This window comes from Hoeflea sp. Naph1 (assembly GCF_046837775.1).
Taxonomy (GTDB): domain Bacteria; phylum Pseudomonadota; class Alphaproteobacteria; order Rhizobiales; family Rhizobiaceae; genus Hoeflea.
Genome location: NZ_CP177286.1, coordinates 4,010,965 through 4,023,225, shown reverse-complemented (window position 1 = coordinate 4,023,225; position 12,261 = coordinate 4,010,965). Strand labels below are relative to the sequence as shown.

Here is a 12,261-nt window from a genome sequence, read left to right as displayed (position 1 = left end):
ATCCTTATGGACGCATGCATCAGGCGGTTGTCTCCACGCTCAACCGGTAGCCGATGCCGCGGACGGTTTGCAGCCAGACCGGGTTGGCCGGATCCTCCTCGATCTTGCGGCGCAGGCGGTTGATCTGTACGTCGATGGTGCGTTCGCCGACCTCGATGTCGCCGCTGACGAGTTCATGGCGTGGCACGGTTTCGCCGGCATTCTCGGCGAAGGTGACCATGATTTCGCGCTCGCGATCGGTGAGCCGGACGACCTCGCCGGATTTCTTCAACTCGCGACGGGCGATGATGAAGGTGTAGGGGCCGAACACCACCTGCTCGACCTTGGGTGTGGCCGGCTGGCCGCCGCGCTTGAGAATGTTGTTGATCCTGAGCACCAGCTCGCGCGGGTTGAAAGGTTTTGGCAGGTAGTCGTCGGCGCCGGCTTCAAGTCCGTCGATCCGGGCGTCGCCTTCGGCGAGTGCCGTCAGCATCAGGATCGGCACTGTCTTGATCTCGCGTAGCGAGCGGGTCAGCGACAGGCCGCTTTCGCCCGGCATCATCACGTCGATGATCAGCAGATCGAAATCGATACCATCGAGCTTGCGCCGGGCTTCGGCTGCGTCGGCGGCGGTGGTAACCCGAAACCCCTGTTCGGTCAGATAGCGCGAGAGCAGATCGCGGATACGGGTGTCGTCATCGACGACGAGCAAGTGGGCTGCATCATCGCCCGGCAATGGAGTAATCATCGGGTATGCTCCTGTTTCGCCTCGTAACGGCCCTTGGTCTCGCAGCCTGGTTCGGAGTTTATCATGCCTGACAGAAATGCTGTTACCGCCTGACGGCCATTGTCATCAAGGTTTTGCAGTGCATGGGCGATGCGGCGAGACTGTGGCCTTGCCAGTTCCAGCGCCAGTTTGCGGCCGCGATCGGTGGGGTAGAGCCGGCGCTGACGCCGGTCTTCGGGGCCGGCGATCTGGGTAATATAGCCGCTGTCGATAAGCTGCTTGAGCACCCGCGCCAGCGACTGCTTGGTGATCTTGAGCGTCTCCAGCAGCGCCGCCACGGTCAGTCCAGGCTCGCGGTTGACGAAGTGAACGATACGGTGATGGGCGCGGCCGAAACCGGATCGGTCGAGGATTGCGTCGGGATCGGAAGTGAAGTCGCGATAAGCGAAGAACAACAGCTCGATGATCTCGAAATCGATGCCCTCGATTTCCTTCATCGGCTTGGTGAGAATCTCGTCTGAGTCGGGATTGATTGCGCCGTTATGGCTCATGGCGATCTTTCCTTTCGAATATGTCAGTTATGTTGACATAATTTGCTGTGATTGCTAGCTTTGAAATGCGCGCGAGGCAAGTTGGCCCCGTCCGCCGGCTTGCCAATGCCCGTTTCCGACGCCTGTTTGCGGCGCCTGGCCTCACGGTCACCGACACCGGCTTTACATAATCAGTATCGCGGCGGCAGGCCGCCCGGAGGAAACGAGATGGCGTCCGTACCTTTTGATCAACTCGAAGGCGAAATCTGGTTCAACGGCGCGTTCGTGCCGTGGAAGGATGCCAAGATCCACGTGCTGACCCACGGCCTGCATTACGCCAGCGCCGTGTTCGAGGGCGAGCGGGCCTATGGCGGCGAGATCTTCAAGCTGACCGAACATACCGAACGACTGCACACGTCGGGTGAAATCCTCGGCTTCAAGATTCCCTACAGTGTTGCCGAAATCGATCAGGCCTGCATCGAACTGCTGGCGCGGCAGGGCTTTACTGATGCCTATGTAAGGCCGATCGCCTGGCGCGGTTCGGAGATGATGGGCGTCTCGGCGCAGAAAAACCGCATCAACCTAGCCATCGCCATCTGGCAATGGCCGAGCTATTTCAAGCCGGAAGAGCGTATGAAGGGGATTCGCCTCGACATCGCCGAATACCGCCGTCCGGATCCGCGCACGGCGCCGTCGCGCTCGAAGGCCGCCGGGCTTTACATGATCTGCACGCTGTCCAAGCATCGCGCCGAGGAGCGCGGCTATGCCGATGCCCTGATGCTCGACTGGCGCGACCAGGTGGCCGAAGCCACCGGCGCCAACGTGTTCTTTGTCAAGGACGGCAAAATTCATACGCCGACGCCGGACTGTTTCCTCGATGGCATCACCCGTCGCACGGTAATCGATCTGGCCAAAAGGCGCGGCTATGAAGTGATCGAGCGGGCAATCCTGCCGGACGAACTCGACAGCTTCGAGCAATGTTTCCTGACCGGCACTGCCGCCGAGGTGACGCCGGTTTCTGAAATCGGGCCGCACAGCTTTACGGTCGGCGAAATCGCCCGTAATCTGGTCAATGACTATATGGCTGAGGTTCAACCCAAACAGGCAGCTGCCGAATAAGTTTCGGCATCGCCTGCAGGCCGGCCGGCGCTTGTACCGGGGCGCCGGCGGTTGGCCTGATGGAATGAATAAGGGCGGCATTCCGAAAGGAAGCCGCCCTTATTGGTTTCCAGATGAACGGTGCTCTATTTCTTCATGCTGCTCATCACCATGCCGACAATGCCGGCCAGCACGCCGCCACCGGCAACGCCACCGACGGCATCGCCGAGCGCGCCTGACAAGGCACCCATGTCACCGCCAAGTACGCTGAGCAGTAAACCGCCGCCGACACCACCGACCGCGCCAATGACGGATCGACCAACAGGGCTCAACGCTGCTTGTTTAAGTGCTGCGCCAACAGCATTGCCGCCGATCGCGCCGCCGACCAGTTGAATAATAATGGGAAGAAGAGCTTCCATTACATGATTCCTCTCGTTGTTTTCTGCCGTCCGACCGTGACGGAACAAGAGTGGAGGCCGGAAAGACATTAAAGTCAATTCCGGCCTGCAGTCGTACATGGGTTATTCGGCAGCGTCGGTCAGCACCCCGCGGCGGATCTGGTTTTCCTCGATCGACTCAATTAAGGCGTGGGCGCGCTCTTTTGTCCCGGCACTGGAAAAATATCGATCAAAATACTACATTTATGAGTTGCTAACATCTCTTAAACACGAATGTTAGTCAGACTGCATCCGATACTCTATTATGGGAGCAAGCGGATTAAACCGCGAACAGAACACTTTCTGTCCGTGCTGAATAGGGGAGTCGCGATTATATGAAAGCGGGCTCTTAAGTTCAACGTTGGAGGCGAAATGACTCGCGATTCCTTCCAGGTGATGGCAAATTTGGCAACAATTGCAATGCCGTTCCTGATGATTGCACTGCATTACTTAAAATAGCCGAGGTTTAGTAGGAGAAGCCCCGCCGAGTTTCCGGCGGGGTTTTCATATTCGCGTCTTTACCTGCGGTACTGATTTATTCGGCAGCGTCGGTCAGCACGCCGCGGCGGATCTGGTCTTCCTCGATCGATTCAAACAAGGCGCGGAAGTTGCCTTCGCCGAAGCCTTCATCGCCCTTGCGCTGGATGAATTCGAAGAAGATCGGCCCGATCACGGTCTTGGAGAAGATCTGCAACAGGATCTTGGTCATGCCGCCATCAATCACACCTTCGCCGTCAATCAGGATGCCGTATTTCTTCAAGCGGTCAATCGGCTCGTCATGGTCGTGCACCCGGGTCCTGGACTGTTCGTAATAGGTATCGGGCGGGCCGGGCATGAACTTGACGCCCTTGTCGGCGATCCAGTCGGTCGCTGCGTAAATGTCATCGGTGCCCACGGCGATGTGCTGGATGCCCTCGCCATTATATTTGCGCAGGAACTCCTCGATCTGGCTCTTGTCGTCAGTGGACTCGTTGAGCGGGATGCGGATCCGGCCGCAGGGCGAGGTGATGGCGCGGGAGACCAGGCCGGTGAGCTTGCCTTCGATGTCGAAGAAATGGATCTGCTTGAAGTTGAACAGGTCGCAGTAGAAATCCCACCACTTGTCCATGTTGCCGCGGATGACATTGTGGGTCAGGTGGTCGAGATAGTAGAAGCCTGCGCCTTCGGGCTTCGGATCGCGCTCGCCCATCCAGTCGAAATCTGCATCATAGAGTGAGCCTTCGTCGCCCCAGGTGTCGACGAAATAAAGCAGCGACCCGCCAATGCCGACAATCGCCGGTACATCAAGCGTCTTGTCATTGCCGGTATATTCTTCAGCCCCTTTCGAGACCGCATGGGCGAGTGCCTTTTTGGCGTCGGCGACGCGCCAGGCCATTGACGGTGCGCAGGGGCCATGGACGGCGACGAAGCGGTCGGCAAACGAGCCCTTTTCAGCATTGAGAATGTAGTTGATGTCGCCCTGGCGCCAGACAGTGATCGCCTTGGTGCGGTGACGGGCCACCGGCTGATAGCCCATGCGGGCAAACAGCGCTTCCAGCTTTTCGGGTTCGGGGTGGGCGAATTCGACAAATTCGAATCCGTTGGTGCCGGCCGGGTTGTCTTCCGAAATCTCTGCGCGTGGCGCGTCGTGGGGGAACGGACCCATCTTGTCACTCCTCTATGCTCGTGCGGATCTTGATTGTCCGCACTTGTTGACTCGTGCAGATGATGACGCATATTGACCGCAAGGTGCATGCATACAGCGCGCAGGTGGATCAATTTGCGCATGAATCGTGCACAAAAAACGATAATGGAGGCTTGGTGTGCGTCTGGATGAATTCGATCGCAAGTTGCTCAGGCTGCTGCAGCAGGATGGCCGACTGACCAACAACGAGTTGTCGCAGAAGGTCAATCTGTCCGCCTCGCAATGCTCGCGGCGCCGCACCCGGCTGGAGCAGGAGGGGTTCATCAAGGGCTACCGCGCCGATCTCGACCGCGAAAAGCTTGGTGTTGGTATCGTCAACCTGATCACGGTGACGCTGGCGACCCACAATCGTGACAATGCCCAGCGCTTTGCGCGATTGGTCGGCGGTTTGCCGGAAGTGCTCGAAGCCTATTCGCTGACCGGCGAGATGGATTACATCATCAAGGTGGTAACCCCGGATCTTCGCGGGCTGTCGGCCTTTGTCAGCGACGTGCTGCTGCCGCATGAATCGGTTCAGCACGTCAAGACCGCGATCGTGCTCGATACCCTCAAGGAAGGCGGTGCCCTGCCGGTCTGAGCGATGCGGGCGGTGGTCGTGGCTCTTTGCTGCTTTACATTCAGCCCGGGTCTCCTATCTGGAGCGGAACGTAGACAAGCCGGGTGGGGCTGGCGGTTTCCAATCCATGTCGCGCTCAGATGGGATCATCTGTGCGAAGAAAGGGATGTATTGGTTCAAGCTGTTGCCAGGTCCTGTTGCGCCTGCAACTGGGTACGTTAGGCTTGCGGCAAATCAAGGGGTTTTGACACAGCATGGATGAAATGAAGACCGTGGCATCGGATTTCCACCTGACGCAATTCTGGGATTCCGGGAGCGAGGCCTTGAAGAGTTTTCAACTCTTGGTGCTGACCTATTCGGTGTCGGTGCTGGGGGCGATCGTGATACTGATCGCCGGCTGGATCATCTCGCGGTTGCTCGGTCGCTGGGTCCGCACCTTGCTCACACGCACGCGCCGTGTCGATGAAACGGTTGTCGGCTTCTTTTCGGTGTTTGTCCGCTATGCGGTGCTGGTGGTGGTCGCCGTCATGGTGCTAGGCCAGTTCGGGGTGCAGACGGCGTCGATCATCACCGCGCTGGGTGCTGCCGGCCTGGCGATCGGCCTGGCGCTTCAAGGCACTTTGCAGAACATCGCCGCCGGGATCATGCTGCTGGTGTTGCGGCCGTTCCGTGTCGGTGAATATGTCGATGCCGGCGGTATTGCCGGCACTGTTCAGGAAATAGGACTATTTGCCACCGAAATGAAAACTTTTGACGGGCTGTACCGGATGGTGCCCAATTCGCTGTTGTGGAACGTGCCGGTGACGAATTTCTCGCGGCGGCCGGAACGGCGTTATGATCTTGTCATCGGTATCGGCTACGAGGATGACATCGAAAAAGCCCAGAGCGTGCTGATGGACTTGGCCCGTGCAGAGGAACGGATATTGCCCGATCCGGAACCCGATGCGTTTGTCTCCGAGCTTGGCGACAGCGCGGTTTCGGTAACCTTGCGTTACTGGACCAGCTCCGCGGACTGGTGGGCGACCAGTCGTGACATGACCAAGGCTGCCAAGATCGCCTTCGATGAAAACAACATATCGATTCCGTTCCCGCAGATTTCCTATTCAGGGTCGCTGGCAATCGAGAAACCGGATCAGCAATAAACACCTGGCTGCCTCGCACCGGCGAGGGGGTGACAATGGTGCGTCTGGCGTTCACTTTGCGCGGCACCGAATCAAGATCAATTGGGAAAATCATCATGGGCAATCTGCGCGCGGGCATCATCCCGGTCACCTCATTCCAGCAGAATTGCACGATCCTGTTCGATGATGACAGCAAGTCCGGCGTGGTGATCGACCCGGGCGGCGATGTCGACGTGATCCTGCAGACTATCGACGAAAACGGGATTACCATCGAGGCGATCTGGCTCACCCATGGCCATATCGATCATGCCGGCGGCGCCGATGAGTTGCGCGAAAAACTCAAGGTCCAGATCATCGGCCCGCATGAGGATGATCTGCCGCTGCTTTCCGGGCTGGAGGCGCAGGCAAAGATGTTCGGGCTGGAAATGAATGTTCGCAACGTCGTGCCTGACCAGTGGCTCAAGGATGGTGACAAGGTCTCGTTCGGCGAACATGAATTCGAAGTCTACCACACGCCCGGCCATGCGCCTGGTCATGTGATCTACTTCAACCGCAAGGAAGGGTTTGCCCACCTTGGCGATGTTCTGTTTGCCGGCTCGATCGGGCGCACCGACCTGCCGGGTGGCGATCATCAGGCGCTGCTTGATTCAATCCGTGACAAGGTGCTGCCGCTCGGTGACGAGATCGGTTTTATCTGCGGTCACGGCCCCGGCGGCAAGATTGGCGACGAACGTCGCAACAATCCGTTTCTCAAAGGCCTGTAGGGCAGGGCGGCAGGCTGCGAGCGCCCGCCTGGCCTTACCGAACCCGACGACAAAACGCCGCGCGCTGGATCCAGCACGCGGCGTTTTGCTTTGTTGTGTCAGGCCCGGGCGTATCGTTTGCCCGAACCACTTGATCTCAATTGACGACGCAGAAATGGTCGTTTCCGTCATAGCCGCGATAAGTGCCGGTCGAGGCGTTGAACGACCGGTACTTGTCGGAGCAGTAACGCAGCCAGGAGTTGCTCCAGGGTTCGTATCTGCCGCCGCTCGCGGACTGCACGTGGTCGCGCACGCGTGGCTGCTGATAAATCACACGCGGGTTGTTGTTGTTGCTGTTGGCGATTGCGCCGCCGATGATGGCGCCGACACCCAGACCGATAATGCCGAGGACCACATCATCATTGTTGTTGTCGCGGTGCTGACGGTTGACCGGGCGCTGCTGGTGGCGCCGCTGCTGCTGCTTGGAATATTTACGATCATTGTAATGATGGCTGCGATCATCAACCTGGCGGGATTGGTGACGCTGCCAGTTGCGCTCACCAGCCTGCGCAGTCGTCACCGTGAGGGGGGCGATCGCGGTTGTCGCAGTGAGCATCAGGATACCGAGTTTCTTGGCGAAGGGGAACATCTGAACGTCCTTTCGGGTGACGGTGCGGGAGCTTAGCCCGTTTGTCGCCGGCACTTCCGGCTTGCTTGAACCCTATCGGGGTGAAGCTGAACCGTGGCTGAACGAAATCGCAATATGGTTGTCAGACGAAATTCCGGCGGCAATGGCCGGCGCACAAAAAAGCCCGGCGATTATGCATCGCCGGGCTTTTCGTTAGGGTCGCGCTGATGCTGTTCAGGCGATTTGCAGATTGACTGCCTTCGGTCCCTTGCCGCGGCGATCGGGCTCGGTGTCGAAGGATACCTTCTGGTTTTCTTCCAATCCTGTCAGGCCGGAAGCCTGCACCGCGGAGATGTGGACAAAGATGTCCGCTCCGCCATTGTCGGGTTTGATGAAGCCAAAGCCCTTGTCGACGTTGAAGAATTTTACGGTACCAGTTTCGGCCATGCTCTCAGGTCCTCTGATTGCCTCCCGGGTTCCCCTAGGTTTTCCGGTCAGCGAGCGTCATGTCATATCCCGCATTGGCGCGGGGGTTATGGCAGGCAGTTCTTGAAGTGTTTGGAAAGGTCCTGATTTAGACAGCTTTGCCCTTTCAAACCGTTTGGTATGAGGGCTTTCATCCCAGCCGCCCGAAGTTTTTTGTGCGTCTTCGGTTCGCATGTTTCTGGTCTTCCCGTGTTCGCAAATTGCCCGAACACGCCAAGAATGCGTGTTTTGTCTAAAATTGGCAAGCAAAAGTTTCTTGCCGTCAGACGCAGCCCGACCGGGCCGCGTCGCGCGGCCCGGTCGGTGTTTTGCGATTATTCTGCGACGGTGATTTCGGTGGCTTCGGTGGTGCCGTCGTTGAAAGTGATGGAGACGGTCTGGCCAGCTTCGACGCCGTCCAGTGTCACGCCTTCGACCACGGTGAAGGTTTCACCGGATTCGAGCGTTACGGTGGTGGCGTCAACATTGGTGACGACGCCTTCGATTTCGCCGGCGAAAGCGGTTGAGATCATGGCTGCGGATGCGAATGCGATTGCAACGAACTTGTTCATGGTGTTTTCCATAGGTTGGTAGCCCGATCCGGGACCGGCCGGCAGATTTGCCGGGCTATATCGGACCCGATGGGACGGCGGTGATATGCGCCGGAGAAATGTCCGGCGCAAGCGGTGAAAAGATATATTTTTCAAGGCCGAAACTGGCGTAATTTTGCCATGATCCAGTTAGATCGATATTGGTTTTTCCGGCTCCTGCGCGGCCTTCAAACCCGCATAAACAGGTGCCGGAACCGTGCCTTGAAATTCTGCCAGCGGGCTACTGGCTAACTGCCACAGAGGTGGCGTCGGTTGTGCCGTCATTGTAGGTGACGACCACGGTTCCACCAGGCTCAAGGCCATCAAGCTGAACCCCGTCGGTGAGTCGGTAAGCTTCGCCGCTTTCGAGCACGATCATGCGGGTGGCCGGATCATAATTGCTGACCACACCTTCGATCTCTCCGGCCAATGCGGAGCCGGTCAGCGTGATCACTGAAACTGCGGTGACTACAATCTTCATCATCGTCGTGTTCCCTGTCTTGCTTGGTCTTGCATGCGCACCGGAATTGGTGCGTGCACAGTGAATCTAGGCGGCGATGGCCGGCTTGAGCAAATCACATGAAGTAAATAAATTCAACAAAAACAACGACATAATTGCGCCATAATGTGAGGCTCTTGCGTCTGCAATGGGCCTTCAAGTGAATTTTCGAGGGCAAATTGTCATGCGGATCAGAGGGTTCAGCGTGCCGCGATTTTGCCGCGATTGCGGCACAATCACCATCATGGCGAGGTGCGATCGATCACGTCCTGCTCGCAACCGCTGATGACCGTTTTCGATTACTGCAAAATCCAGCGCGCCGGACGGGCAGGAAGTCCCGTGGCACGGGGTCGGCAGATAGGCGTGCTACAGCGTTTTCTGGCCGGGGGCGTGGCGCGTGGTGCGGACCAGCGGCCCGAGTTCGGCCAGCAGAATGGCGAGAAAGATCAGCAAGCCGCCAACATATCCGAGCGCCGGCACCCGCTCGCCCAACACCACGGCGCCGAACAGGGCGGCAAACAGCGATTCCGTCGACAGGAAGATCGCGGCCTGCGGCGCGGTGGTGTAACGCTGGCCAATCACCTGGAAGGTGAAAGCGAGCCCGGTGGCAAACAGGCCGGCGAACAGGATCTCCGGCAGTGCGGCGGTAATCTGCGTCAGTTCGAACGGTTCTGTAGCGAGGCCGACGCCAAGGCCGAGCACGGAAGCCAGCGCGAACTGGATGAAGGACAGGGTCAGCGGGCGGCCGCTGGGGCCGACATAGCGACCGACCAGTATTACCTGCACCGCCCACAAGACAGCGCAACCGATGGTCAGCAGATCGCCGACATTGAGCGCGCTGAGGCTGCCGCCGGCCAGCATCCAGATGCCGACAAAGGTCATCAGCACCGCGGGCCAGATTACCGGGTGCAACCGCTGACCGAGCACGAACAGGGTGATGAAGGGAACGAACACCACATACAACCCGGTCAGAAATCCGGAATTGGTCACGGTGGTGATGGTCAGCCCGACCTGTTGCAGCGCCATTGCCACAAACAGGGTCAGGCCAATCAGCGCGAAGCCTGCCAGATGCGCTGGTGCCACCGGATGCGCCGCCCGACGCGATTCCCGCAAGGCAAAGGGGGCGAGCAAGATGGCAGCCACCAGAAAGCGCAGCCCGATGAACACAAACGGGCCGATGCTGTCCATCGCCGTTGACTGTGCGACAAAGCCCATGCCCCAGATTGCGCCGGCGAGCAATAACAGCAGATTGGCGAGATGGCGGGGCATGGGATGGATCCGGTCGAAAAAGGCTGAAAGATGTAAAGTCGAGCGCTAGCAGGTGCGCCGGTTGCGGGCAAGCAAGAAGCCCGCATTGCAGGGGCTGGTTTTGATGGTCAACTGCCCGGCGTGTGCCTAGTTGTCTCAATCAGCGCTATTTGATGTCGAACAGCGCTTCCAGACGGGCGCGGTTGACGCCGAAATCGGATTTGCCGAGCTGGGCTGCCGAATAGGCCAAGAGCCCGGTGCGGCCATCCGCGAGCGGCCTTGCTTCGAGATGGATCACGTCGGGAAAGCGCATGGTAGCCGAATAGGCGACAAGACGGGCGATTGCCGGGTTGCTGCCGTCATCGACCCGGCGTGCCAACTTGTCGGACGCGAGCAGCTTTTGCACCAGGTTGGCGATGGCTGTCGCTGGCTCGTCGTCCACCGGTTCGAGGATGAAATCGGGCTTGGCGCACAGACCGGGGCTGCAGGCCAGCGCATCGTTGGGGGTGGCGTTGCGCGGTGCGGCGGTAAAATCATACTGGCCCCGGTCGGGCGAGCCGGCAATCAGTTCCCAGCTTCTTTCCCGGCCAACCAGCACAAAGGCGAGCACGATGACGCCGATGAGCGCGGCGGCGCCCCACAGGATTGTCTTGATCATGGTGAGAGAACTTTCGGGTTGTTTGCATGCCGGTCGTGGTCGGTTCACGGAGCGGCAGGCTGAATAGGGTCAGTCGTCGAGGGCTTCGGGCGTACGCGATATCCGCAGGATCGCGCCGTTATCCTCGTCGGTCACCATCAGCACCGCGCCATCGGGGGCGACCCGGACATCGCGTATGCGCCCGTAATTGCCTTTGAACAGCCGTTCTTCGGACAGCACTTCGCCGGTTTCGTCGTCGAGGTCAAGGCGTACCAGCATCTGGAACTTGAGCGCGCCGATCAGCAGATCGCCGTCCCATTCGGGAAACATGGCGCCGCGATAGACGGCCATGCCGCCCGGGGCAATTGACGGGTCCCAGTAATGTACCGGTTGCTCATATCCCTCGGCGACGGTTCCGACACCGATTTCGGCGCCTGAATAATGGCGCCCGTAGGAAATTACCGGCCAGCCGAAGTTGAGCCCCGGCTTGGGCAGATTGATCTCGTCGCCGCCGCGCGCGCCGTGTTCGGCGACATAGAGCACGCCCGTTTCAGGGTCGATGTCGAGACCTTGCGGATTGCGATGACCTTTCGACCAGAGTTCGGCCGCGCCGCCGCCCTTGGCAAAAGGATTGTCCGCCGGCACGCCGCCATCGGGGGTAATCCGCAGCACCGCGCCAGCGTGATCGTCCATATCCTGAGCGCGCTCATCCTCGCCACGGTCGCCGATGGTGAAAAACAGGTTTCCATCCCGTGCCACAGCAATGCGCGAGCCGAAATGCCTGCCGACATCAGTGAACTGGTTCATCCGGAAAATTTCCCTGACATCGCTCAGCGACGCGCCGTCTGCTGAAAGTGTGGCGCGGGCAATGGCTGTGCCAAATCCGCCATCGCCACGGATACTATAGCTCAGGAAAAGTACCCGGCTTCCGGCAAAATCATTGCTGAGTGCGATGTCGAGCAGTCCGCCCTGACCTTGCGTTGCGACCTCGGGCACCCCGCCGATCGGCGCGGATAGCCTACCGTCGCGCAGCATCCGCAATGCACCGCTGCGTTCGGTGACGAGGATGGCGCCGTCGGGTAGAACCTCGATGCCCCAGGGGTGGTCGAGGCCGGAGGCGAGCATGTCGACGTCGACCAGGACATTCTTGGTGGGAACCGTGTCGCGTGCGTGGCCGACTGTTGTGCCTGTGAGCATTGCGGCGAGGCAAAGCCCGGCGATGGTACGGATGCGGATTTTGCTTCGGGGGGCAATGCTGCTCTTCGACATGGTTCACCTCTTCACTATCTTGTTCAGGATAGGGTGTGGGAAGCGCGGGG

Annotated in this window: 15 protein-coding genes; 4 read left to right on the top strand and 11 right to left on the bottom strand. The window is 59.1% G+C overall.

The window, feature by feature from the left end:
- Positions 1 to 19: 19 nt before the first annotated feature.
- Together ACK6D9_RS19340 and ACK6D9_RS19335 are read right to left on the bottom strand one after the other, a co-directional pair.
- Positions 20 to 727, bottom strand: coding sequence for a response regulator (locus tag ACK6D9_RS19340; protein ID WP_322989962.1), 708 nt, complete (start codon positions 725 to 727; stop codon positions 20 to 22).
- Positions 724 to 1,257, bottom strand: a complete 534-nt coding sequence (locus ACK6D9_RS19335) for a MarR family winged helix-turn-helix transcriptional regulator (RefSeq protein WP_412049755.1) — start codon at positions 1,255 to 1,257, stop codon at positions 724 to 726. The genes ACK6D9_RS19340 and ACK6D9_RS19335 overlap by 4 nt, the downstream gene beginning before the upstream one ends.
- Positions 1,258 to 1,464: 207 nt before the next feature.
- On the opposite strand from ACK6D9_RS19335, the gene ACK6D9_RS19330 reads away from it, so the two are divergent.
- A complete protein-coding gene (locus ACK6D9_RS19330) occupies positions 1,465 to 2,355 on the top strand; it encodes a branched-chain amino acid aminotransferase (RefSeq protein WP_412049754.1) in 891 nt (296 codons plus the stop codon).
- A 125-nt stretch (positions 2,356 to 2,480) separates the two neighbouring features.
- Here ACK6D9_RS19330 and ACK6D9_RS19325 read toward each other — a convergent pair whose 3' ends face one another.
- Both ACK6D9_RS19325 and hppD read right to left on the bottom strand, forming a co-directional pair.
- Positions 2,481 to 2,753: a hypothetical protein gene (locus tag ACK6D9_RS19325; RefSeq protein WP_412049753.1), complete on the bottom strand. Its 273-nt coding sequence runs from the start codon at positions 2,751 to 2,753 to the stop codon at positions 2,481 to 2,483.
- Between the two features lie 553 nt (positions 2,754 to 3,306).
- Positions 3,307 to 4,416: a 4-hydroxyphenylpyruvate dioxygenase gene (gene hppD, locus ACK6D9_RS19320; RefSeq protein WP_412049752.1), complete on the bottom strand. Its 1,110-nt coding sequence runs from the start codon at positions 4,414 to 4,416 to the stop codon at positions 3,307 to 3,309.
- A gap of 157 nt (positions 4,417 to 4,573) precedes the next feature.
- Here hppD and ACK6D9_RS19315 point away from each other — a divergent pair, with 157 nt between their 5' ends.
- The 3 genes from ACK6D9_RS19315 (at position 4,574) to ACK6D9_RS19305 (ending at position 6,896) form a co-directional block, all read left to right on the top strand.
- Entirely contained in the window at positions 4,574 to 5,032 is a 459-nt protein-coding gene (locus ACK6D9_RS19315) for an Lrp/AsnC family transcriptional regulator (RefSeq protein ID WP_412049751.1), read from the top strand.
- 242 nt (positions 5,033 to 5,274) lie between these two features.
- Positions 5,275 to 6,153: a mechanosensitive ion channel family protein gene (locus tag ACK6D9_RS19310; RefSeq protein WP_412051849.1), complete on the top strand. Its 879-nt coding sequence runs from the start codon at positions 5,275 to 5,277 to the stop codon at positions 6,151 to 6,153.
- 95 nt (positions 6,154 to 6,248) lie between these two features.
- Positions 6,249 to 6,896, top strand: a complete 648-nt coding sequence (locus ACK6D9_RS19305; protein WP_412049750.1) for an MBL fold metallo-hydrolase — start codon at positions 6,249 to 6,251, stop codon at positions 6,894 to 6,896.
- A 136-nt stretch (positions 6,897 to 7,032) separates the two neighbouring features.
- Here the strand turns inward: ACK6D9_RS19305 and ACK6D9_RS19300 are convergent, their stop codons facing one another.
- The 7 genes from ACK6D9_RS19300 to ACK6D9_RS19270 form a co-directional block, all read right to left on the bottom strand.
- Complete coding sequence (locus ACK6D9_RS19300; protein ID WP_412049749.1) at positions 7,033 to 7,524, bottom strand: BA14K family protein; 492 nt, start codon at positions 7,522 to 7,524, stop codon at positions 7,033 to 7,035.
- A gap of 213 nt (positions 7,525 to 7,737) precedes the next feature.
- Entirely contained in the window at positions 7,738 to 7,950 is a 213-nt protein-coding gene (locus tag ACK6D9_RS19295; RefSeq protein WP_322989358.1) for a cold-shock protein, read from the bottom strand.
- A 353-nt stretch (positions 7,951 to 8,303) separates the two neighbouring features.
- Entirely contained in the window at positions 8,304 to 8,540 is a 237-nt protein-coding gene (locus tag ACK6D9_RS19290; protein WP_322989357.1) for a DUF1344 domain-containing protein, read from the bottom strand.
- A 259-nt stretch (positions 8,541 to 8,799) separates the two neighbouring features.
- The gene (locus ACK6D9_RS19285; RefSeq protein ID WP_322989356.1) at positions 8,800 to 9,042 is read right to left on the bottom strand and encodes a DUF1344 domain-containing protein; all 243 of its coding nucleotides are present in this window, start codon (positions 9,040 to 9,042) and stop codon (positions 8,800 to 8,802) included.
- Positions 9,043 to 9,423: 381 nt separating this feature from the next.
- Positions 9,424 to 10,326: a DMT family transporter gene (locus ACK6D9_RS19280; protein WP_412049748.1), complete on the bottom strand. Its 903-nt coding sequence runs from the start codon at positions 10,324 to 10,326 to the stop codon at positions 9,424 to 9,426.
- Between the two features lie 145 nt (positions 10,327 to 10,471).
- Positions 10,472 to 10,963, bottom strand: coding sequence for a DUF1499 domain-containing protein (locus ACK6D9_RS19275; RefSeq protein ID WP_412049747.1), 492 nt, complete (start codon positions 10,961 to 10,963; stop codon positions 10,472 to 10,474).
- Positions 10,964 to 11,032: 69 nt separating this feature from the next.
- Positions 11,033 to 12,211: a PQQ-dependent sugar dehydrogenase gene (locus ACK6D9_RS19270; protein ID WP_412049746.1), complete on the bottom strand. Its 1,179-nt coding sequence runs from the start codon at positions 12,209 to 12,211 to the stop codon at positions 11,033 to 11,035.
- Between the last annotated feature and the right edge of the window lie 50 nt (positions 12,212 to 12,261).

Excerpts from the sequence above, each read along its gene's own strand:
- ACK6D9_RS19340 (WP_322989962.1), bottom strand. The coding sequence starts at position 727 with ATGATTACTCCATTGCCGGGCGATGATGCAGCCCACTTGCTCGTCGTC.
- ACK6D9_RS19335 (WP_412049755.1), bottom strand. The coding sequence starts at position 1,257 with ATGAGCCATAACGGCGCAATCAATCCCGACTCAGACGAGATTCTCACC.
- ACK6D9_RS19330 (WP_412049754.1), top strand. The coding sequence starts at position 1,465 with ATGGCGTCCGTACCTTTTGATCAACTCGAAGGCGAAATCTGGTTCAAC.
- ACK6D9_RS19325 (WP_412049753.1), bottom strand. The coding sequence starts at position 2,753 with ATGGAAGCTCTTCTTCCCATTATTATTCAACTGGTCGGCGGCGCGATC.
- hppD (WP_412049752.1), bottom strand. The coding sequence starts at position 4,416 with ATGGGTCCGTTCCCCCACGACGCGCCACGCGCAGAGATTTCGGAAGAC.
- ACK6D9_RS19310 (WP_412051849.1), top strand. The coding sequence starts at position 5,275 with ATGAAGACCGTGGCATCGGATTTCCACCTGACGCAATTCTGGGATTCC.
- ACK6D9_RS19305 (WP_412049750.1), top strand. The coding sequence starts at position 6,249 with ATGGGCAATCTGCGCGCGGGCATCATCCCGGTCACCTCATTCCAGCAG.
- ACK6D9_RS19300 (WP_412049749.1), bottom strand. The coding sequence starts at position 7,524 with ATGTTCCCCTTCGCCAAGAAACTCGGTATCCTGATGCTCACTGCGACA.
- ACK6D9_RS19295 (WP_322989358.1), bottom strand. The coding sequence starts at position 7,950 with ATGGCCGAAACTGGTACCGTAAAATTCTTCAACGTCGACAAGGGCTTT.
- ACK6D9_RS19290 (WP_322989357.1), bottom strand. The coding sequence starts at position 8,540 with ATGAACAAGTTCGTTGCAATCGCATTCGCATCCGCAGCCATGATCTCA.
- ACK6D9_RS19285 (WP_322989356.1), bottom strand. The coding sequence starts at position 9,042 with ATGATGAAGATTGTAGTCACCGCAGTTTCAGTGATCACGCTGACCGGC.
- ACK6D9_RS19280 (WP_412049748.1), bottom strand. The coding sequence starts at position 10,326 with ATGCCCCGCCATCTCGCCAATCTGCTGTTATTGCTCGCCGGCGCAATC.
- ACK6D9_RS19275 (WP_412049747.1), bottom strand. The coding sequence starts at position 10,963 with ATGATCAAGACAATCCTGTGGGGCGCCGCCGCGCTCATCGGCGTCATC.
- ACK6D9_RS19270 (WP_412049746.1), bottom strand. The coding sequence starts at position 12,211 with ATGTCGAAGAGCAGCATTGCCCCCCGAAGCAAAATCCGCATCCGTACC.